At 72.8% G+C, this 19,462-nt stretch carries 20 protein-coding genes; 15 read left to right on the top strand and 5 right to left on the bottom strand.

Annotated elements, in window-relative coordinates; all coding sequences use genetic code 11:
* Positions 1 to 56 precede the first annotated feature (56 nt).
* Complete coding sequence (locus ACIPRD_RS01190) at positions 57 to 1,226, top strand: cysteine desulfurase family protein (RefSeq protein WP_401558909.1); 1,170 nt, start codon at positions 57 to 59, stop codon at positions 1,224 to 1,226.
* 273 nt (positions 1,227 to 1,499) lie between these two features.
* On the opposite strand, the gene ACIPRD_RS01185 is transcribed toward ACIPRD_RS01190, so the two are convergent.
* A complete protein-coding gene (locus tag ACIPRD_RS01185; protein WP_356403980.1) occupies positions 1,500 to 2,177 on the bottom strand; it encodes an N-acetylmuramoyl-L-alanine amidase in 678 nt (225 codons plus the stop codon).
* Between the two features lie 109 nt (positions 2,178 to 2,286).
* Between ACIPRD_RS01185 and mnmA the strand changes: the two genes are divergently transcribed.
* On the top strand, positions 2,287 to 3,411 hold the full coding sequence (gene mnmA / locus ACIPRD_RS01180; RefSeq protein WP_356403983.1) for a tRNA 2-thiouridine(34) synthase MnmA: 1,125 nt from the start codon (positions 2,287 to 2,289) through the stop codon (positions 3,409 to 3,411).
* Positions 3,412 to 3,433: 22 nt separating this feature from the next.
* Here mnmA and ACIPRD_RS01175 read toward each other — a convergent pair whose 3' ends face one another.
* Together ACIPRD_RS01175 and ACIPRD_RS01170 are read right to left on the bottom strand one after the other, a co-directional pair.
* Entirely contained in the window at positions 3,434 to 4,228 is a 795-nt protein-coding gene (locus ACIPRD_RS01175) for an alpha/beta hydrolase (RefSeq protein ID WP_356403986.1), read from the bottom strand.
* A gap of 63 nt (positions 4,229 to 4,291) precedes the next feature.
* The gene (locus ACIPRD_RS01170; protein ID WP_401558904.1) at positions 4,292 to 4,615 is read right to left on the bottom strand and encodes a DUF427 domain-containing protein; all 324 of its coding nucleotides are present in this window, start codon (positions 4,613 to 4,615) and stop codon (positions 4,292 to 4,294) included.
* A 51-nt stretch (positions 4,616 to 4,666) separates the two neighbouring features.
* On the opposite strand from ACIPRD_RS01170, the gene ACIPRD_RS01165 reads away from it, so the two are divergent.
* The 5 genes from ACIPRD_RS01165 to ACIPRD_RS01145 all read left to right on the top strand — a co-directional run bounded on the left by ACIPRD_RS01165 (position 4,667) and on the right by ACIPRD_RS01145 (position 11,755).
* Positions 4,667 to 5,212 (top strand): TIGR00730 family Rossman fold protein, encoded by a 546-nt coding sequence (locus tag ACIPRD_RS01165; protein WP_356403992.1) that lies wholly within the window; start codon positions 4,667 to 4,669, stop codon positions 5,210 to 5,212.
* A gap of 25 nt (positions 5,213 to 5,237) precedes the next feature.
* On the top strand, positions 5,238 to 5,936 hold the full coding sequence (locus tag ACIPRD_RS01160) for an SDR family oxidoreductase (protein ID WP_356403995.1): 699 nt from the start codon (positions 5,238 to 5,240) through the stop codon (positions 5,934 to 5,936).
* Between the two features lie 82 nt (positions 5,937 to 6,018).
* Positions 6,019 to 7,026 (top strand): methionine synthase, encoded by a 1,008-nt coding sequence (locus ACIPRD_RS01155; RefSeq protein ID WP_401558900.1) that lies wholly within the window; start codon positions 6,019 to 6,021, stop codon positions 7,024 to 7,026.
* A gap of 15 nt (positions 7,027 to 7,041) precedes the next feature.
* Entirely contained in the window at positions 7,042 to 9,243 is a 2,202-nt protein-coding gene (gene ligA, locus ACIPRD_RS01150; RefSeq protein ID WP_356404001.1) for an NAD-dependent DNA ligase LigA, read from the top strand.
* A gap of 259 nt (positions 9,244 to 9,502) precedes the next feature.
* Entirely contained in the window at positions 9,503 to 11,755 is a 2,253-nt protein-coding gene (locus tag ACIPRD_RS01145) for a putative bifunctional diguanylate cyclase/phosphodiesterase (protein WP_401558897.1), read from the top strand.
* Positions 11,756 to 12,159: 404 nt separating this feature from the next.
* On the opposite strand, the gene ACIPRD_RS01140 is transcribed toward ACIPRD_RS01145, so the two are convergent.
* Positions 12,160 to 12,744 (bottom strand): TetR/AcrR family transcriptional regulator, encoded by a 585-nt coding sequence (locus tag ACIPRD_RS01140; RefSeq protein WP_356404007.1) that lies wholly within the window; start codon positions 12,742 to 12,744, stop codon positions 12,160 to 12,162.
* A 92-nt stretch (positions 12,745 to 12,836) separates the two neighbouring features.
* Here ACIPRD_RS01140 and ACIPRD_RS01135 point away from each other — a divergent pair, with 92 nt between their 5' ends.
* The 6 genes from ACIPRD_RS01135 to gatB all read left to right on the top strand — a co-directional run bounded on the left by ACIPRD_RS01135 (position 12,837) and on the right by gatB (position 17,488).
* Positions 12,837 to 13,208, top strand: coding sequence for a DUF4267 domain-containing protein (locus ACIPRD_RS01135; RefSeq protein WP_401559986.1), 372 nt, complete (start codon positions 12,837 to 12,839; stop codon positions 13,206 to 13,208).
* Between the two features lie 67 nt (positions 13,209 to 13,275).
* Entirely contained in the window at positions 13,276 to 13,770 is a 495-nt protein-coding gene (locus ACIPRD_RS01130; protein WP_356404009.1) for a cupin domain-containing protein, read from the top strand.
* 152 nt (positions 13,771 to 13,922) lie between these two features.
* On the top strand, positions 13,923 to 14,219 hold the full coding sequence (gene gatC / locus ACIPRD_RS01125) for an Asp-tRNA(Asn)/Glu-tRNA(Gln) amidotransferase subunit GatC (RefSeq protein WP_018544665.1): 297 nt from the start codon (positions 13,923 to 13,925) through the stop codon (positions 14,217 to 14,219).
* Between the two features lie 6 nt (positions 14,220 to 14,225).
* Positions 14,226 to 15,719 carry an Asp-tRNA(Asn)/Glu-tRNA(Gln) amidotransferase subunit GatA gene (gene gatA / locus ACIPRD_RS01120; RefSeq protein WP_356404012.1) on the top strand — a complete coding sequence of 498 codons (1,494 nt, stop codon included), beginning with the start codon at positions 14,226 to 14,228 and terminating at the stop codon, positions 15,717 to 15,719.
* On the top strand, positions 15,716 to 15,958 hold the full coding sequence (locus tag ACIPRD_RS01115) for a hypothetical protein (RefSeq protein WP_356404014.1): 243 nt from the start codon (positions 15,716 to 15,718) through the stop codon (positions 15,956 to 15,958). Before gatA ends, ACIPRD_RS01115 begins: the two co-directional genes overlap by 4 nt.
* A 15-nt stretch (positions 15,959 to 15,973) precedes the next feature.
* On the top strand, positions 15,974 to 17,488 hold the full coding sequence (gatB, locus tag ACIPRD_RS01110; RefSeq protein WP_356404016.1) for an Asp-tRNA(Asn)/Glu-tRNA(Gln) amidotransferase subunit GatB: 1,515 nt from the start codon (positions 15,974 to 15,976) through the stop codon (positions 17,486 to 17,488).
* A 36-nt stretch (positions 17,489 to 17,524) separates the two neighbouring features.
* Here the strand turns inward: gatB and ACIPRD_RS01105 are convergent, their stop codons facing one another.
* Entirely contained in the window at positions 17,525 to 18,016 is a 492-nt protein-coding gene (locus ACIPRD_RS01105) for a DUF3592 domain-containing protein (protein ID WP_401558891.1), read from the bottom strand.
* Between the two features lie 148 nt (positions 18,017 to 18,164).
* On the opposite strand from ACIPRD_RS01105, the gene ACIPRD_RS01100 reads away from it, so the two are divergent.
* Together ACIPRD_RS01100 and ACIPRD_RS01095 are read left to right on the top strand one after the other, a co-directional pair.
* A complete protein-coding gene (locus ACIPRD_RS01100; RefSeq protein WP_356404020.1) occupies positions 18,165 to 18,737 on the top strand; it encodes a GNAT family protein in 573 nt (190 codons plus the stop codon).
* 45 nt (positions 18,738 to 18,782) lie between these two features.
* Positions 18,783 to 19,418 (top strand): hypothetical protein, encoded by a 636-nt coding sequence (locus tag ACIPRD_RS01095; RefSeq protein ID WP_401558888.1) that lies wholly within the window; start codon positions 18,783 to 18,785, stop codon positions 19,416 to 19,418.
* Positions 19,419 to 19,462: the final 44 nt, after the last annotated feature.

Raw genomic sequence — 19,462 nt, 5'->3', positions numbered from 1 at the left:
CGTCCGTACGGCCGGAGCGGGCCGCGCGGACGGTGCCCCGTAGAATCGGCCGCACCATGGCTTACCTCGACCACGCCGCCACGACCCCGATGCTCCCCGAGGCGGCGGAGGCGCTGACCGCCCAGCTGAGCATCACCGGCAACGCGTCCTCCCTGCACGCCTCCGGCCGCCGGGCGCGCCGCACGGTCGAGGAGTCCCGCGAGAGCCTCGCGGACGCGCTGGGCGCCCGCCCCAGCGAGGTCGTCTTCACCTCGGGCGGCACCGAGGCCGACAACCTCGCGGTGAAGGGGCTGTTCTGGGCCCGCCGCGCCGCGGACCCGGCCCGCGTGCGGGTCCTGTCCAGTCCGGTCGAGCACCACGCCGTCCTCGACGCCGTGCACTGGCTGGCCGAACAGGAGGGCGCCGTCGTGGAGTACCTCCCCGTGGACGCCCATGGCCGGGTGCACCCGGAGGCGCTGCGCGAGGCCATCGCCCGCAATCCCGACGACGTCGCCCTGGCCACCGTGATGTGGGCCAACAACGAGATCGGCACGATCATGCCGGTCCGTGAACTCGCCGACGTCGCCGCCGAGTTCGACGTCCCGCTGCACGCCGACGCGGTGCAGGCCTTCGGGCAGGTCCCGGTCGGCTTCGCCGACTCCGGGCTCGCCGCCATGACCGTCTCGGGCCACAAGATCGGCGGCCCCTACGGCATCGGCGCGCTGCTGCTCGGCCGCGAGTACACCCCGGTGCCCGTGCTGCACGGCGGCGGCCAGGAGCGGCACGTGCGCTCCGGCACCCTCGACGTCCCCGCCATCGCCTCCTTCGCGGTGGCCGGCCGGCACGCCGCCGACGGCCAGGAACGCTTCGCCCGCGAGATCGGCGCCCTGCGCGACCGGCTGGCCGACGCCGTGCTCACCGCCGTCCCGGACGCCCTCCTCGGCGGCGACCCGGCGCCCGGCGGGCGGCTCCCGGCCAACGCCCACTTCACCTTCCCCGGCTGCGAGGGCGACTCCCTGCTCCTGCTGCTGGACGCCCAGGGCATCGAGTGCTCCACCGGCTCCGCCTGCACGGCGGGCGTGGCGCAGCCCAGCCATGTGCTGCTCGCGACGGGCGTCGACCCCGACCTCGCCCGCGGCACCCTGCGCTTCTCGCTGGGCCACACCTCCACGGAGGCGGACATCGAGGCGGTCGCCGGGGCGATCGGCCCCGCGGTGGAACGTGCCCGCGCGGCGGGCCTCACCTGAGGCGCCGGCGGGCACGGAAACGACCTACGAAACGGGTTCCCTTCGCCGGTATGGTCCGGATCAGGTGACTAGGGGTCGCCGTCGGGCCTCGCTACTGCCTTCCGGCCTCTCAGTTGCGACCGTAGATGTCGGCACCAGCGGAAACTGAACTTCTCGCTTCGCGCTGAAGTCGGCTACTACGCTCGAACTCCCTCACTCGCCTCGTAGGCCTGAATTCAGCATAGAACTCCCGGAAGCGGACAAAAAGGGTTTCGTGCTTGATTTTTTTGCGGACTACGGCCGGGCGGTACGCGCCTGCCGCACCAGCTTCATGTACCGCTCCCAGTCCCAGTGCGGGCCCGGATCGGTGTGGTCCGTCCCCGGCACCTGGACGTGCCCGATCACATGCTCACGGTCGGCGGCCATGCCGTACCGCCCGCATATCGCGGCCGTCAGCCGGGCCGACGCGGCGTACATCGCGTCGGTGAAGGAGGAGGCGTCCTCCACGAAACCCTCGTGCTCTATGCCGACACTGCGCTCGTTGAACTCCCGGTTGCCCGCGTGGAAGGCCACGTCCAGCTCCCGGACCAGCTGGGTGATCCGCCCGTCCCGGCGCACGATGTAGTGCGCCGCCGCCTCGTGCGCGGGGTCCTGGAAGACCTTCACCGCCGACGCGTAACCGCCCTGCGTCACATGGACGACCACCCGGTCCACCGCGTAGTCGTCCGGCCGGTCCGCCTCCCGGTAGTTGCCGGGCGAGGCCGGCACCCAGCGCGCGCCCCGGAAGTCCACCGCGCCCGGCACCCGGGAGCGCCGTACACCCGGCAGCCGCCAGTACAGATGCGACAGCTCCTCGCGCGCCAGCACCGCCGTGCCCACCGCGGCCGCTGCCCCGCCGACCAGCAGCGCCCGCCGCCCGATCCGCCGGTCCCCGTCGCCCGCGCTCCCGCCCTTCGCGCCCGCCTCGGCCACGCCCCCACCCCCGCCTGCGCCCCACGCCCTCTTCCGAACGCGTCCCCGTGTGATCGTCAACGGATACGCGGCGGCCACGGTTCCCGGCGCCCCGTACCCTGGAAGGGTTATGACTGAGACCCCGCAGCGCCCCCTCCGCGTCCTGGCCGCCATGTCCGGTGGCGTCGACTCCGCCGTCGCCGCCGCGCGCGCCGCGGAAGCGGGCCACGACGTGACAGGCGTCCACCTCGCGCTCTCCGCCAACCCGCAGTCCTTCCGCACGGGCGCGCGCGGCTGCTGCACCATCGAGGACTCTCGCGACGCCCGCCGCGCCGCCGACGTCATCGGCATCCCGTTCTACGTCTGGGACCTCGCCGACCGGTTCCGCGAGGACGTCGTCGAGGACTTCGTCGCCGAGTACGAGGCCGGCCGCACCCCGAACCCGTGCCTGCGCTGCAACGAGAAGATCAAGTTCGCCGCGCTCCTGGACAAGGCCCTCGCCCTCGGCTTCGACGCCGTCTGCACCGGCCACTACGCCCAGGTGATCACCGGCGAGGACGGCTCCCGCGAGCTGCACCGCGCCTCCGACATGGCCAAGGACCAGTCGTACGTCCTCGGCGTCCTCGACGACCGCCAGCTCGCCCACGCCATGTTCCCGCTCGGCGACACGGTCACCACCAAGGAGGAGATCCGCGCCGAGGCGGAGGCCCGCGGTCTGGCCGTCGCCAAGAAGCCCGACTCGCACGACATCTGCTTCATCGCCGACGGCGACACCCAGGGCTTCCTCGCCCGGCGGCTCGGCAAGGCCGAGGGCGACATCGTCGACGAGGACGGCAACCGGGTCGGCACCCACGAGGGCGCGTACGGCTTCACCATCGGCCAGCGCAAGGGTCTGCGCATCGGCACCCCGGCCGCCGACGGCAAGCCGCGCTACGTCCTCGACATCTCCCCGGTGGACAACACGGTCACCGTCGGCCCCGCCGCCGCCCTCGACGTCACCGCCCTCACCGCGATCAAGCCCCGCTGGTGCGGCACCGCGCCCTCGGGCCCCGGCACCTACACGGCCCAGCTGCGCGCCCACGGCGGCGAGACCGAGGTCACCGCGGAGGCCGTCGACGGCGAACTCCGCGTCACCTTCGCCGAGCCGGTCCGCGGCGTCGCCCCCGGCCAGGCGATCGTCCTCTACGACGGCACGCGCGTCGTCGGCTCGGCCACCATCGCGACGACCACGCGCAGGGCGGCGACGGCCGTCTGAGGCCGCCGCCGGGCCCGCCCGCTCAGCCGGTGGGGGAGCCGGTGAAGAACTCCGCCAGCAGCGGCGCCAGGGCGGGCGGCTCGACCGCGTGGGTCTGCTTGTCCAGCTCGGCGTACATCCCGTCGGGCGCCGTCGCGGCCACCGCGCGGGCCGCCTCCCGGATCCACTCCGGGCTCGCCCCGCCCGCCACGGACAGGACGGGCACCCCGACGGACGCCAGCAGGTCGAGCGGCATCCGGCCGTCGTCCATCACCGCGGCGTCGTGGCCGAGGCTGGGTGCGACGACCTCGAGACCGGCCCACAGGGGGGAGTGGCGGGCGCGCTCGATCATCTGCTCGGCCAGGGCGGTCAGACGCAGGAACAGCGCCACCGCGTCCCCGCGCCGGCCGTCCGCGAGCGCCCTGTCCAGGTCCTTCCGGTACGCGGCCCACTGTGCCGCGCCTCCCGTCACGAAGTCCATGAACGGCACCTCGTACACGGCCGCCTGACGCACCGGCAGGCCGTCCGCCGCCGCGCGGAGCACCAGCGCGCCGCCCGAGGACATCCCGAACAGGGCCGCGTCCCCGCCCACCGCGCCGATCAGCGCGGAGAGGTCCTCGATCTCGCGCTCCACGGCGTAGGGCGCCGTGTCGCCGCTCGCGCCGCGCCCCCTGCGGTCGTAGACGACGACGGTGCAGGTGTCCGCGAGCAGCTCCGCCAGGGGCGCGAGCGTGCCGCCGGTGGACAGCGCGCCGCTCACCAGGACCACCGCGGGGCCCTGGCCGGTCACCTGGTACGCGAGGGACGTGCCGTCACGGGAAGTCGTCTTCTGCTCCATGCCGGTGCAGACTGCCGTACGGCACCCGGCTCCCCGGTCACGACACGACGACACCGGGCAAGGTCACGAGACTTCCGGCGCGTAGAAACACAGGTGGTCCTTGATCTCCGCCACCTCCGGCTTCGGGTCCGGGTACGCCCACACGAGGTCGGGCGCGTCCGGCAGCGACCAGTAGGACGCCGTGCCCTTGAAGGGGCAGACCGTGTGCGTGCCGGACGGGGTCAGCAGATCGAGGCGCACGTCCTCGGCGGGGATGTAGTACCGCACGGGGCTGCCCGTCTCGCGCAGCACCAGCGGACGGTCGGTCTCCGCGAGCACCTGGCCTCCGTGCACCACGCGCACGTGCCGGTCGCCCTGCTCGATGGTGATGGTGTGTCCTCGGCTCATACCGGGGAAGCGCCGGGGAGCCCCCGATTCTTCCCGCGTACGGTGGTGGCCATGAACATCTGCGTCTTCCTCTCCGCCGCCGACCTCGCCGAGCGCTACACCGGGCCCGCCCGCGAGTTCGCGGAGCTGATCGGCAAGGGCGGTCACACCCTGGTGTGGGGCGGCTCCGACACGGGCCTGATGAAGGTCGTCGCCGACGGGGTGCAGGAGACGGGCGGCCGGCTGCTCGGGGTGTCCGTGGAGTTCCTCGCGCTCAAGGCGCGGCCCGGCGCCGACGAGATGATCGTGGCCGCCGACCTCGCCGAGCGCAAGAGGATCCTGATGGAGAAGGCCGACGCCGTGGTGATCATGGTGGGCGGCACCGGCACGCTCGACGAGGCCACCGAGATCCTGGAGCTGAAGAAGCACGGCCGCACCGACAAGCCGGTGGTGCTGCTCAACACGGCCGGCTTCTACGACGGCCTGGAGCAGCAGTTCCGCCGCATGGAGGCCGAGGGGTTCCTGCCCCGCCCGCTGGCCGAGCTGGTCTTCTTCGCCGCCGAGCCGGCCGGGGCCATGGCCCACCTGGAGGCCGCGGCACGGGCGGCCACCGCGTAGGGACTCGTCCCGCGGTGATGCGAGCATGGCGGGCATGGCTACTCATGTGATCACCGGCGCCGGCTCCGGCATCGGCGCCGCCGTCGCCCGCCGGCTGCACGAGCGCGGGGACGAGATCGTCCTGCACGCGCGCGACGCGGGCCGCGCCAAGGAACTGGCCGCGCGGTTCCCCGGCGCGCGCACCCTGGTCGGCGACCTCTCCGACCCCGACAAGCTCTCCTGGGCGTTCTCCCACCAGACCCTGCCGGACCGGGTCGACTCGCTGCTGCACATCGCCGGCGTGGTGGACCTCGGCGACATCGGCGACCTCACCCCGAAGTCCTGGCGTCACCAGCTCAACGTCAACCTGATCGCCCCCGCCGAACTGACCCGGCACTTCCTGCCGCAGCTCCGCGCCTCCCGCGGTCAAGTGATCTTCGTCAACTCCGGGGCCGGTCTGAACGCCCACGCCGGCTGGTCGGCGTACGCCGCCTCCAAGCACGGCCTGAAGGCCCTCGCCGACTCGCTGCGCCACGAGGAGCACGGCAACGGCGTCCGCGTCACCTCCGTCTACCCCGGCCGCACCGCAAGCCCCATGCAGGCCAAGGTGCACCAGCAGGAGGGCAAGGAGTACGACCCCGCGCAGTGGATCGACCCCGAGTCCGTCGCCACGGCCATCCTCACGGCCCTCGACCTGCCCCGGGACGCGGAGATCAACGACCTGACGGTGCGCCCGGGCCGCTGACCGGTACTTCCCGCCCGGCCGAGCCGGGCGGGGCCACCGGCGGGGGAACCGGCCGGGCCGCCGGACCGCATAGTCTGCCGGGGTGAGTGAGAACAGCGAGTTCAGGTTCGCGGGAGCGACCGGCATCGGGTCCATGCCCGGCACGGACGCGCGGGAGGCCGCCAAGACCGTCACCGGCAGTCTGGAGGACTTCCCGTTCCTCGCCGAGCTGCCCGCCCGTGGCCCCGGTGCCGACATGATCGGCCGGACCGCCGGCATGCTCGTCGAGCTGTACGCGCGCGTGGAGCCCAGCGGTTGGCGCCTGTCGGACCACCCCGGCCGCGACACCCGGCGCGCCCGGTCCTGGCTGCGCGAGGACCTCGACGCCCTGGAGGAGTTCACCCAGGGCTACGAGGGCGACCTCAAGGTGCAGGCGGTCGGCCCCTGGACGCTGGCCGCCGCCCTGGAGCTCAGGAACGGCGAGGCCGTGCTGTCCGATGCCGGTGCCTGCCGCGACCTCGCCGCCTCGCTGGAGGAGGGCCTGCGCCTGCACCTCGCCGAGGTGCGCCGCCGGATCCCGGGTGCCCGGGTGGTGCTCCAGCTCGACGAGCCCTCCCTCACCGCCGTACTGCGCGGACAGGTGCGCAGCGCCAGCGGCTACCGCACCCACCGCGCCGTGGACCGCCAGGTCGTCGAGGCCACGCTGCGGCAGGTGTCCGGGGCGGCGGGCGGCGGCCCGGTCGTCGCCCACTCCTGCGCGCCCGACGTGCCCTTCGCCCTGCTGCGCCGGGCGGGTGTCGCCGCCCTCTCCTTCGACTTCGCTCTTCTCACCGAGCGTGACGACGACGCCCTCGGCGAGGCCGTCGAGGCCGGTACCGGACTGTTCGCCGGTGTCGTGCCGGGCACCGACGGCCCGTTGTCGGACCCTGCCGGTAGCGTCATGGGTGTCAGGACGCTGTGGCGCAAGCTGGGTCTGCACCCCGGGCTGCTCGCGGAAGCGGTCACGGTCACCCCGGCGTGCGGTCTCGCGGGCGCTTCGCCCGCCTACGCGCGCCAGGTGCTCGCGCACTGCGTCCGGGCGGCGAGATCCCTCGCGGACAACCCTGAGTAACGGGAGGACCACACGGTGGCCGGCGACAAGCAGCAGGCGGAGACGACGGTGCCGGCGGAGGCACGGGAGAAGCACGCACAGCTCGCGGAACAGGTCGAGGAGCACCGCTTCCGGTACTACGTGAAGGACGCCCCGGTCGTCAGCGACGCCGAGTTCGACCGGCTGCTCAGAGACCTGGAGGCGCTGGAGGGCGAGTACCCGGAGCTGCGCACCCCCGACTCGCCGACCCAGAAGGTCGCGGGGGCGTACGCCACGGAGTTCACCGCCGTCGAGCACCGCGAGCGCATGCTCTCGCTGGACAACGCCTTCGACGACGAGGAGCTGGCGGCCTGGGCCGACCGCGTCGCCCGGGACCTGGGCGACCAGGTGTACCACTTCCTGTGCGAGCTGAAGGTCGACGGCCTCGCGGTCAACCTCACCTACGAGCACGGCCGTCTCACCCGCGCGGCCACCCGCGGCGACGGCCGCACCGGCGAGGACATCACGCCCAACGTCCGCACGATCGCGGAGATCCCCGACCGCCTCCACGGCGACGACGTCCCCGCCCTCGTGGAGATCCGCGGCGAGGTCTACTTCCCGATGGAGAAGTTCCTCGACCTGAACGAGCGTCTGGTCGCCGCCGGTGACAAGCCCTTCGCCAACCCCCGCAACGCCGCGGCCGGTTCGCTGCGCCAGAAGGACCCGCGTGTCACCGCCACCCGCCCGCTGCACATGGTCGTCCACGGCATCGGCGCCCTGGAGGGCTACTCGGGCACGGGCATGAGCCGGCTGTCCGAGGCGTACGACCTGCTGAAGACCTGGGGCCTGCCCACCTCCCGGCACAACCGCGTGGTCGACGGCCTCGACGGAGTACGCCGCTTCATCGCCCACTACGGCGAGAACCGCCACTCCGTGGAGCACGAGATCGACGGCGTGGTCGTCAAGCTCGACGAGATCCGCCTTCAGGGCCGCCTCGGCTCCACCGCGCGCGCCCCGCGCTGGGCGATCGCCTACAAGTACGCGCCGGAGGAGGTCAACACCAAGCTCATCGACATCAAGGTGGGCGTCGGCCGCACCGGCCGCGTCACGCCGTACGCCCAGGTCGAGCCGGTCACGGTGGCCGGCAGCGAGGTCGAGTTCGCCACCCTGCACAACCAGGACGTCGTCAAGGCCAAGGGCGTGCTCATCGGCGACACCGTGGTGATCCGCAAGGCCGGTGACGTCATCCCGGAGATCCTCGGACCGGTGGCCGACCTGCGCGACGGCAGCGAGCGGGAGTTCGTGATGCCGGCCGAGTGCCCCGAGTGCGGGACGCCGCTGCGGCCCATGAAGGAGGGCGACATCGACCTCCGCTGCCCCAACGCGCGCACCTGCCCGGCCCAGTTGCGCGAGCGCGTCTCCTACCTCGCGGGCCGCGAGTGCCTGGACATCGAGCACTTCGGCGGGGTGGCCGCCGCCGCGCTCACCCGGCCCCTGGAGCCGGCCGACCCGCCGCTGGTGGACGAGGGCGACCTGTTCGACCTGACGGTGGACAAGCTGCTGCCCATCAAGGCCTACGTCCTCGACCCGGACAGCGGTCTGCCCAAGCGCGACCCGAAGACGGGCAAGGAGAAGGTCGTCACGGTCTTCGCCAACCAGAAGGGCGAGCCGAAGAAGAACACCCTCGCGCTGCTGGAGAAGATCGAGGAGGCCAAGTCCCGCCCCCTCGCCCGGTTCCTCAACGGCCTGTCCATCCGGCACGTCGGCCCCGTCGCGGCGCAGGCGCTCGCCCGCGAGTTCCGCTCGGCCGACCGCATCGAGGCGGCCACCGAGGAGGAGTTGGCGGCCGTCGACGGCGTGGGTCCCATCATCGCCGCCGCGCTCAAGGAATGGTTCGCCGAGGACTGGCACCGCGAGATCGTCCGCAAGTGGAAGGCGGCCGGAGTCCCGCTGGAGGACGAGGGGACCGGCGAGGAGGAGGGACCGCGCCCGCTGGAAGGGCTCACCGTCGTCGTCACCGGCACCCTGGAGCACCACACGCGGGACGGCGCCAAGGACGCGCTGCAGAGCCGGGGCGCGAAGGTGACCGGATCCGTGTCGAAGAAGACCTCGTTCGTCGTCGTCGGCGACAGCCCCGGCTCCAAGTACGACAAGGCCATGCAGTTGAAGGTGCCGGTCCTGAACGAGGACGGTTTCGCCGTCCTGTTGGAGCAGGGACCCGAGGCGGCGGCGGAAGTCGCGCTTCCGACCGGGGAGTAGCGGTTGAAGGCCACCCGATCGGCGCATATCAGATGCATACGGGTGGCCCGGGCGCATTCGGGCAACCGTCGACGACCGCTGCCCGAGGAAGCCTTCCGCGGCCTACTGTTGAGGTGTGCGCCGCCGTGCCCAGCTACGGCTGGGGCATCCCCGTGCCCGCAGGACGGCACGGGGAGGGGCTTTCCAGCGCGGAGCCGCTGATGGTTGCCGGGCATCGGGCCGCGTGGTGCGGGCACCGCCGGCTGTGAGAGGGACGGGAATGGAACCGACCGAGAGCGCCGCCCCGGACCCATGGCAGCGCCTGCGCCGCCGTGCGGCCGCGTGGCGGACGAGCCGGTGGAGCGGGCGCGGCGCCGGGCGCGCCGGCGCACGGGGCACCGCGACCGAAGCGCACCTCCCGCCGTCCCTCACTCCCACGCCGGGTCTGCCCGGCCTGCCTGGACTCGCGGGCCTTCCGGGGAGCCCCGGCTCCGCCGCCGGACGCCGCCTGCCCCGCCCCTCGCTCCCCGCGGTCGTCGTGGCCGCCGCGTCGATCGTCCTGGCGGCCGGCTTCTGCCGGGCCTTCACCGGGAGCCACGCGCTCTTCCCGCCCGGCTCGGTCGGCTGGTCGATGGCCCTGCTGACGGGTGTCATCGTCGGCCACCTCGTGATGCTCGGCCGCGCCCGCTGGTGGGGCGGCACCGGCTCCGGCGCTGCCCTCACCATCGCCGTATTGCTGCTGTACGGCTGGGTGCCGGCCGGCATGGTCAGCCTGACCGTCGTCGTCCTGGTCGGCGTCGCCAGACGCCAGCGCGGCCGCCAGGGCGTGCTGCACGGGGCAGCGGACATCCTCGGTATCGGTGCCGGAGCCCTGGTGCTCGGCGCCTTCGGCCGTTTCCCGAGCGTCGAGTCGCCCTGGCGGCCCGACAGCTGGGGCGTCGGCGCCGCGCCCGCGGTGGTGCTCGCGGCCGCCGCCTATCTCGCCGTCGGCCGGGGTCTGCTCTGGTACCTGCACGCCCCGCGCGACGGCGCGCTGCCCAAGGTCGCCCGCACGGCCCTGCTCAGACAGGGGCTCATCGCGGCCGCCCTGACCGGTATCGCGCCGCTGGTGTGCGTGGTCGCCGTCGCGCGGCCCGTGCTGCTCCCGCTGTTCGCCGTCCCGCTGATCGCGCTCGACTCCGCCCTGTGGATGGCCCGGGCGCGCGCCGAGGAGCAACTGCGCGACCCGCTGACCGGACTGCCCAACCGGCAGTGGCTGCTGGAGCGGATCTGGACCGCCCTCGACGACGCGGAGCGCATCGGCGCGCGTTCCGCACTCATGCTGATCGACCTCGACCGTTTCCGGTCGGTGAACGACACCCTCGGTCATCTCGCGGGGGACAGGCTGCTGTTGCAGATCGCGGACCGGCTCCGGCTCGCCCTGCCGCGCGGGGCGGAGGCCGCGCGGCTCGGTGGCGACGAGTTCGCCGTGCTGCTGCCGGTCGCCGACTCCACGACGTCCGCGACCCGCGTCGCCCGCGCGCTCGTCACGGAGCTCAGCTCCCCGCTCGACCTGGACGGCCTCACCCTCGTCCTGGAGGCCAGCGCGGGCGTCGCCGTCTTCCCCGACCACGCGCTGGACGCCGAGGGGATGCTGCGGCGGGCGGACGTGGCGATGTACCAGGCGAAGCGCGACCGCACGGGGGTGGAGGTCTACGAGTCCAAGCGGGACTCCAACACCCCCGACCGGCTCGGCCTGCTGGGCGATCTGCGCCGGGCGCTCGACGCGCACGAGGTGCAGCTGCACTACCAGCCGAAGGTCCGCTTCGACGGGCAGGTGGCCGGCCTGGAGGCGCTGGTGCGCTGGGTCGATCCCGAGCGAGGGAAGGTTCCTCCTGACGAGTTCATAGCGATAGCCGAGTCCTCGGGGCTGATGCCCCATCTGACGGAGTACGTGCTGGAGACCGCGCTCGCGCAGGTGGCCCGCTGGCGGGCGCAGGGCCTGCGGGTGCCGGTGGCTGTCAACGTCTCCCCGCGTGACGTCCATTCGCCCGGTTTCGCGGGCTCGGTCGCGGCCCGGCTGGCGCGGCACGGGGTGCCCGCGGGGGCGCTCCAGCTGGAGATCACCGAACATGTCCTGCTGGAGGACCCGCAGCGCGCCGCCGACACGCTCAACGGGCTGACCGGACACGGCGTCAAGATGTCCCTCGACGACTTCGGCACCGGCTACTCCTCGCTGGTGCATCTGCGCCGGCTGCCCGTCAGCGAGCTGAAGATCGACCGCTCCTTCGTGGCGCGCCTCGCGGTGGACAACGAGGACGCGGAGATCGTGCGCTGCACGGTCGACCTCGCGCATTCGCTGGGGCTGGTGGTCGTCGCCGAGGGCGTCGAGGACGACGAGACCTGGGAGCGGCTGCGTGACCTCGGCTGCGACGCGGTCCAGGGCTGGCTGGTCGCCGCCGCGATGCCGCCCGAGGAGACCACGGCGTGGCTGCGCGCGCGGGGCTCCCGCGGCTGGCAGCGCCCGCGCGCGGCCCTTCCGGCGGCGGAGTAGCCCCCGAAGCCCGCTGTCCGGAGCGCGCCGTCCGGGGGCTGTCCTCGGGAGCCCGCTGTCCGGGGGCTGTCTTCGGGAGCCTGCCGTCCGGAGCCTGCCCCCGGGAGCCCGCTGTCTGGAGCCCGCCCCCGGGAGCCCGCTGTCCGGAGCCCGCCCTCTGGAGCCTGCCCTCGGGAGCCCGCCGCAGGGTCCTGCCCTCTGGAGCCGGGCTTCCGTAGTGCGCAGCCCGCAGCCCGCAGCCCGCAGCGCGCCGTCCGTCGCCTGCCGCTCGCGGTCCGCCGCCGGGGTCGTCCGGCGCCCCGCCCGCGCCTGCCGGCGCCCCGCCCGCGCCTGCCGGCGGCCGCCCGCGCCTGCCGGTCCGGGGGAGCGGCCCCGGTGCCGCCCGGCGTGCCGCCCCCGTCCGCTCAGGCGGCGCCGGCCGTGAAATGGTCCGTCAGGAGCGCGAGGCGGGCCGCGTGGGCCTCCTCGGGCAGGCGGCCGCTGCGCATCAGCGTGACCAGCCCGTGCAGGCTCGCCCAGTAGGTCTCCGTGAGCAGGCCCACGTCGTCCCCCTCCGCCGCGATCGGTTCGACCGCGGCGCGCAGCTCGCCGAACGCCTCGTGCAGCGGCGCCGGGGCCTCGGGCGTGGCGAACGGCAGATCCACCCCGTGGGTGAACATCGCGTCGTACAGGGCGGGCCTGAGCCGGGCGAAGGCCGTGTAGGTCTCACCGACCGCCGCCAGTTCCTCCCGCGCGCCCCGTGCTCCCGCGCGTGCCCGCCGCAGCTCCGCCGCCAGCTCGGCGCAGCCCTCGACCGCGACGGCGGCCATGATCGCGACCTTGCCCTTGAAGTGGCTGTAGAGGACCGGCTGGCTGTACTCGATCTCGGCGGCCAGCCGGCGCGTGGTCACCGCGTCCCAGCCCTCCGTCTCGGCCAGCTCCCGCGCGGCCGTGACGATCAGCCGCTCGCGTTCCGCTCGTTCGCGCTCCCGGCGCGTCTGGATCGACATGAAAATGATTCTAGCACCGCTAGTGTTTCTTTCCATGCTCTGCTAGCTTCGCTTCAGTGCCTAGCATTGCTAGCGAATGGGGAGAGAAGATCATGACCGTCACCGCCATCACCCTCGCCGTCGTGCTCGATCTGTTCTGCGTGTTCCTCGGCTACCGCTTCCTGTTCCAGCCCGTGCCCGCCGCCGCCGGATACGGCGTCCCGGCCCGCGCGGACGGTGACGCCGGGGCCTACCTCACCGTCAAGGGCCTGCGGGACGGCACCCTCGGAGTGGTCGGTCTGGCCCTGCTCGCCTTCGCCGGAACGGGCGCCGAGGCCTGGTTCATGCTCTGCGTGGCCCTTGTCCCGCTGGGGGACACGCTGATAGTCCTGCGCCACGGCGGCGCGAAGGCCGTCGCCTTCGGGATCCACTTCGCCACCGCGCTCGTCGTCCTGATCAGTGCCGGACTGCTCTTCGCCGTCTGAGCGGACCGGGGCCGCCCGCGCCGGCGGCCGTCCACACCAGCACGTCGTCACACCAGGGGGTAGGAAGATGTCGCTGTTCGTGCCGAAGTTCGATGACACCGTGCTCGTCCGGGACGCCGAGGCCGAGGTGATCGGCGCAGCGCCCACCACCGTCCGGCTGCTCGCCGACAGCAGCGCCAGCGGCGGCGCCCTGTCCACCGTGCGGGTCACCCTCGCGGAGGGCGCCGACGGCGCCCACCCGCACGTGCACCACCACTCCGCCGAGATGTTCTACCTGCTCGACGGCGCCGCGGAGGTCCTCTCCGGCGACGAGGTCGTCACCGCCGAGCGCGGCGACCTGATCATCGTCCCGCCGGACCGGCCGCACGCGTTCGCCGCCGCCCCCGGCGCCCCGGCCGACCTGCTGATCGTCATCGCCCCGGGCGTCGAGCGCTTCGAGTACTTCCGCCATCTGCAGCGCATCCGCCTGGGCGAGCTCACCCCGGAGAGCCTGCTGGAGGTCCAGGAGCGGTACGACAACCACTTCCTCGGCAGCAAGGCCTGGGAGAACCGCCGGGGGTGACGGCAGGGGCCGTGTCCCGGTCCGGGCGCGGGCCGCGTCCCGGGGCCGTACCCCTCTCGGGGCGGCCCCGGGATAAACCGTTGCACGGTCACCGCGCCCCGCCCCATAGGATTGGCCCCAAACCACACACACTCACCCCAGAGGATCGCTGCATGCCTGGCATCACGCGCGAGGAGGTCGCCCACCTCGCCCGGCTGGCGCGTCTGGAGCTCAAGCCCGAAGAACTCGACCACTTCGCCGGCCAGCTCGACGACATCATCGGCGCGGTCGCCCGCGTCAGTGAGGTCGCTGACCAAGACGTACCGCCGACCTCTCACCCGCTCCCGCTGACGAACGTCATGCGGGCGGACGAGGTCCGTCCCTCGCTCACCCCCGCGCAGGCGCTCTCCGGCGCCCCCGCCCAGGAGCAGCAGCGTTTCAAGGTGCCGCAGATCCTGGGGGAGGACTAAGAAGTCATGACCGACATCATCAAGCTCACGGCCGCCGAGATCGCCGACAGGATCGCCTCCGGCGAGCTGACGGCCGTCGAGGTCACCGAGGCCCACCTCGCCCGGATCGACGCCGTGGACGAGAAGGTGCACGCCTTCCTGCACGTCGACCGTGAGGGCGCCCTCGCCCAGGCCCGCGCCGTGGACGAGAAGCGCGCGCGGGGCGAGAAGCTCGGCCCGCTGGCCGGCGTCCCGCTCGCGCTCAAGGACATCTTCACCACCGAGGGCATCCCGACCACGGTCGGCTCCAAGATCCTCGAAGGCTGGATCCCGCCGTACGACGCGACGCTCACCAAGCGTCTGAAGGACGCCGACGTCGTCATCCTCGGCAAGACCAACATGGACGAGTTCGCCATGGGGTCCTCCACCGAGAACAGCGCCTACGGCCCGACCGGCAACCCCTGGGACCTCACCAAGATCCCCGGCGGCTCCGGCGGCGGCTCCTCCGCCGCGCTCGCCTCCTTCGAGGCCCCGCTCGCCATCGGCACCGACACCGGCGGCTCCATCCGCCAGCCGGCCGCCGTCACCGGCACGGTCGGCGTCAAGCCGACCTACGGCTCGGTCTCGCGCTACGGCATGGTGGCCTTCTCGTCCTCCCTGGACCAGGGCGGCCCCTGCGCCCGCACGGTCCTGGACGCGGCCCTGCTGCACGAGGTCATCGCCGGGCACGACCCGATGGACTCCACCTCCATCGACGCCCCCGTCCCGCCGGTCGTCGAGGCCGCCCGCAACGGCAGCGTCGCCGGCATGCGCGTCGGTGTCGTCAAGCAGTTCCGCGGCGAGGGCTACCAGGCCGGCGTCATCCAGCGCTTCGACGAGTCCGTCGAGCTGCTGAAGGAGCTGGGCGCGGAGATCGTCGAGCTGGACTGCCCGTCCTTCGACCTGGCCCTGTCGGCGTACTACCTGATCGCGCCGTCCGAGTGCTCCTCCAACCTCGCCCGCTTCGACGGCCTGCGCTACGGCCTGCGGACCGGCGACGACGGCACGCACTCGGCCGAAGAGGTCACCTCCCTCACCCGTGAGGCGGGATTCGGCGACGAGGTCAAGCGCCGCATCATGCTCGGCACGTACGCCCTCTCCAGCGGCTACTACGACGCCTACTACGGCTCCGCGCAGAAGGTCCGCACGCTCATCACGCGGGACTTCGAGAAGGCCTTCGAGCAGGTCGACGTGATCGTCTCCCCGACGACCCCGACCACCGCCTTCGCGATCGGCGAGCGCGCCGACGACCCGATGGCGATGTACCTCGCCGACCTGTGCACCATCCCGACCAACCTGGCGGGCAACGCGGCCATGTCCCTGCCCTGCGGCCTCGCCCCGGAGGACAACCTCCCGGTGGGCCTGCAGATCATCGCTCCGGCGATGCAGGACGACCGGCTGTACAAGGTCGGTGCCGCCGTCGAGGCCGCCTTCGTGGAAAAGTGGGGGCACCCGCTGCTGGAGGAGGCTCCGTCGCTGTGAGTAGTGCACTGTCGAAGGCCAAGGGCTTCAAGAAGTCCAAGTCCGGTACGTACCTGTCCATGGCCACCACCGCGTTCGGCGCGATCGGTGTCGCCAAGCAGATCAAGAAGGCCCGTGCCGAGCAGGACAACCTGCGCCTGTTCGACGCCGCCGTGTCCGCCGTCGCCGTCGCCACCGGCCTCGCGATCCTCTATCGCGAGCTGAAGCGGCTCGGCGACGACGACGTCCTGCTGGGCTGAGAGGGAAGTTTCACCGTGACCACCACGACCGACCTGGTGTCGTACGAGGACGCGCTGGCGTCGTACGACCCCGTCATGGGCCTTGAGGTCCATGTCGAACTCGGCACCAAGACCAAGATGTTCTGCGGCTGCTCGACGTCGCTCGGCGCCGACGCCAACTCGCAGACCTGCCCGGTCTGCCTCGGCATGCCCGGCGCGCTCCCGGTCGTCAACGCGACCGGCGTCGAGTCCGCGATCAAGATCGGCCTCGCGCTGAACTGCGAGATCGCCGAATGGTGCCGCTTCGCCCGGAAGAACTACTTCTATCCGGACATGCCGAAGAACTTCCAGACCTCCCAGTACGACGAGCCGATCGCCTTCGACGGCTACCTCGACGTACAGCTGGAGGACGGGGAGACCTTCCGCGTCGAGATCGAGCGCGCCCACATGGAGGAGGACACCGGCAAGTCGACGCACGTCGGCGGCGCCACCGGCCGTATCCACGGCGCGTCCCACTCCCTGCTGGACTACAACCGCGCCGGCATCCCGCTCATCGAGATCGTCACCAAGCCCATCGAGGGCGCCGGCGAGCGAGCCCCCGAGGTCGCGCGCGCCTACGTCCGTGAGCTGCGTGAGGTCATCCGTGCCCTCGGCGTGTCCGAGGCCCGCATGGAGATGGGCCAGATGCGCTGCGACGTGAACCTGTCGCTGCGCCCGCACGGCCGCGAGAAGTTCGGCACGCGCTCCGAGACGAAGAACGTGAACTCGCTGCGCTCGGTGGAGCGTGCGGCCCGCTTCGAGATCATGCGCCACGCCGCGGTGCTGAACTCGGGCGGCACGATTATCCAGGAGACCCGCCACTTCCACGAGGACACGGGGTCCACGACCTCGGGCCGCGTGAAGGAGGAGGCCGAGGACTACCGGTACTTCCCGGAGCCCGACCTCGTCCCCGTGGCGCCGTCGCGCGAGTGGGTCGAGGAGATCCGCGCCGCGCTGCCGGAGATGCCGCTGGCCCGCCGCACCCGCCTGCTGGCGGACTGGGGCATCTCGGCCACCGACATGCAGTCGATCCTCAACGCCGGCGCGCTGGACCTGATCGTCGCCACGATCGACGCTGGCGCCGACGCGGCCTCCGCCCGCAAGTGGTGGATGGGCGAGCTGGCGCGCAGCGCCAACGAGTCCGGCACGTCCCTGGACGAGCTGGCCATCACGCCCCAGCAGGTCGCCCGGGTCACCGAGCTCGTCGTGAAGGGCGACCTCAACGACAAGCTGGCCCGCCAGGTCATCGAGGGCGTCCTCGCGGGCGAAGGCACCCCGGACGAGGTCGTCGACAAGCGCGGGCTCAAGGTCGTCTCCGACGACTCCGCGCTCGGCACGGCCGTCGACGAGGCCATCGCCGGCAACCCGGGCATCGCGGACAAGATCCGCAGTGGCAAGGTGGCCGCGGCCGGTGCCCTGGTCGGCGCGGTCATGAAGGCCACCCGCGGTCAGGCCGACGCGGCCCGCGTCAAGGAACTGATCCTGGAGAAGCTGGGCGTCAGCGAGGGCTGATCCCTCCGCGCGTCCGGTCCCGCGTGATGTCGGTCCTCAAGACCCCGTGGTGGTCTTGAGGACCGACGTCTTGGCGGGCGCGGAGATCCCCGCGCCGGCCCGCTGCCGGCGCATCACCACCGCGACGGCCGTACCGACGCCGGTGATCACCAGCCCGATCCCGCCGAAGACCAGCGGCAGCAGCCACAGCGACACGAAGCTGTCGATCCGCGCGTCCTCGGGGGAGCCGGGGCGGTAGAGCACCTCGACCCGCTCGCCCTCGTCGTAGGCCGGCGGCTTGGAACCCACGGAACCGGTGAACGTCCGCCGGACCCCGTCCGCCGCCGTGAACGCGACCACCGGGTGCGCCGTCGGGCCGCTGTGCGTCCGTCGCCCGACACCGTGCTGACCGCTGCTGCCGCTCCGCCAGTCCATCCCGACCACCGTGCCCGGTGCGCGCTTCGCCTCCGACAGGAACGAGACGCTGCCGCCCGCCAGGGCCAGGCCGATGGCGAGGAACAGCGCGCCGAACACGATCACCCCGGACACGACCCACCGACCGGTACCGCGCCCACGTATCTGAACCCGCACGACATCCCTCTCGCTCGCCCGCCCACCTGTCCGGAGCAGGAAAGACGCTATCGGAGAGGGGGGCCCGGACGGACGGGCGGGAAACCGAGGAAGGAACAACACGACGATGTACGCGACATCCCTGGGAGACGGCGCCGAACTGCGGCCCCTGGAGGTCTGGCACGCCGAGGAACTCCTCGCCAACATCGACCGGGGACGTGAGTTCATCGGCCGGCACGTCGCACTGCCCGACGTGGTGTCCGATCTGGACGCCGCCCGCGCCTATCTGAAGTCGTACGCCGACAAGCGCGCCACCGACACCGGCAGCCTGCACGGGATCCGGCTGGACGGGAAGCTCGTCGGCGGACTGCTCTTCCGGGTGTGGGACAGTGCGAGCGGGGTGTGCGAGGCCGGCTGCTGGCTGGAGCCGGCCGCCGCCGGGCGCGGACTCGTCACGCGCGGCCTGGTCACGCTGCTGGACTGGGCCTTCGAGGAGCGCGGCATGCACCGGGTGGAATGGCATGTGTCGTCCGCCAACGAACCCAGCATCAACGTGGCCCGGCGTCTGGGGATGACCCGGGAAGGCGTGCTCCGGGAGAACTACCCCCACCGCGGTGTGCGCACCTCCACGGAGATCTGGGCCGTGCTCGCCCCGGAGTGGCGGGAGGCACGCGCGCGTGCCGCCGAGGACGCCGGCTGACGATCATTAAGAAACTTCTCAGACAGCGTCCGTACGGTGCCGGGCATGGCTACGAAGACAGACGACGTCATCCCGACCGACGACGAGGGGACGCAGCAGACGGAGGAGAAGCGGGACGCGGAGCGCGCGCCGCTGAAGGCGGAGACGCCTGAGGAGCCCCGCGAGGCCGCCGAGCCCGCCGGGACCCCGGCGGCCGGCGGGTCCGAGGCCGCCGAGAACGCCCCGGACGCCGATGTCGACGCCGACGCCGACCTCGACGAGGAGGCCGCCGAGCCCGGTGAGAAGGCTTCCGGGGCCGGCCTGGGCGCGGCTGCCGTCGTCTCGGCCGCGCTCGGTCTGGTCTCGCTCAGCGGCGGCTGGGTCGGCACGATCGCCGGCGCCCGCCAGCAGCTCGTCGGCCAGCTGCGCACCTCCTCCGCCGCGGGCGTCGCCGAGCAGATCAAGGCGGTCTACGGCGACTCCTGGCAGGCCACCGCGCTGTGGGCGGGCCTGTTCGCGCTGGCCGCGCTGATCACCGGCGTGGTCGTGCTCGTCCGGCCCGCGTTCGGCGCCCCCGGCCGCCCCCAGGCCGCCTGGATCCGTTCGGTCGCCTGGGCGGGCGTCTCGCTCGGTGTCATCGGCCTGCTCCTGGCCGTCCTGAAGTACACCGGCGTGCTTTTCGCCCTCCCGTCCGCGGGCTGAGGAGACACTCACCGCACAGGGGCCTTAGGGAGTCCGCGACCGTG

Origin of the sequence: Streptomyces sp. NPDC090108, from assembly GCF_044747185.1 — a bacterium.
In the GTDB taxonomy this organism is placed as follows: Bacteria; Actinomycetota; Actinomycetes; order Streptomycetales; family Streptomycetaceae; genus Streptomyces.
This window is presented reverse-complemented; position numbering and strand designations above follow the sequence as displayed.

Coding starts and splice junctions, on each gene's coding strand:
- mnmA (WP_356403983.1), top strand. CDS start 2,287: ATGACTGAGACCCCGCAGCGCCCCCTCCGCGTCCTGGCCGCCATGTCC.
- ACIPRD_RS01175 (WP_356403986.1), bottom strand. CDS start 4,228: ATGGAGCAGAAGACGACTTCCCGTGACGGCACGTCCCTCGCGTACCAG.
- gatC (WP_018544665.1), top strand. CDS start 13,923: ATGCCTGGCATCACGCGCGAGGAGGTCGCCCACCTCGCCCGGCTGGCG.
- ACIPRD_RS01135 (WP_401559986.1), top strand. CDS start 12,837: ATGACCGTCACCGCCATCACCCTCGCCGTCGTGCTCGATCTGTTCTGC.
- ACIPRD_RS01170 (WP_401558904.1), bottom strand. CDS start 4,615: ATGAGCCGAGGACACACCATCACCATCGAGCAGGGCGACCGGCACGTG.
- ACIPRD_RS01095 (WP_401558888.1), top strand. CDS start 18,783: ATGGCTACGAAGACAGACGACGTCATCCCGACCGACGACGAGGGGACG.
- ACIPRD_RS01100 (WP_356404020.1), top strand. CDS start 18,165: ATGTACGCGACATCCCTGGGAGACGGCGCCGAACTGCGGCCCCTGGAG.
- ACIPRD_RS01145 (WP_401558897.1), top strand. CDS start 9,503: ATGGAACCGACCGAGAGCGCCGCCCCGGACCCATGGCAGCGCCTGCGC.
- ACIPRD_RS01130 (WP_356404009.1), top strand. CDS start 13,276: ATGTCGCTGTTCGTGCCGAAGTTCGATGACACCGTGCTCGTCCGGGAC.
- ACIPRD_RS01140 (WP_356404007.1), bottom strand. CDS start 12,744: ATGTCGATCCAGACGCGCCGGGAGCGCGAACGAGCGGAACGCGAGCGG.
- gatA (WP_356404012.1), top strand. CDS start 14,226: ATGACCGACATCATCAAGCTCACGGCCGCCGAGATCGCCGACAGGATC.
- ACIPRD_RS01165 (WP_356403992.1), top strand. CDS start 4,667: ATGAACATCTGCGTCTTCCTCTCCGCCGCCGACCTCGCCGAGCGCTAC.
- ACIPRD_RS01190 (WP_401558909.1), top strand. CDS start 57: ATGGCTTACCTCGACCACGCCGCCACGACCCCGATGCTCCCCGAGGCG.
- ACIPRD_RS01160 (WP_356403995.1), top strand. CDS start 5,238: ATGGCGGGCATGGCTACTCATGTGATCACCGGCGCCGGCTCCGGCATC.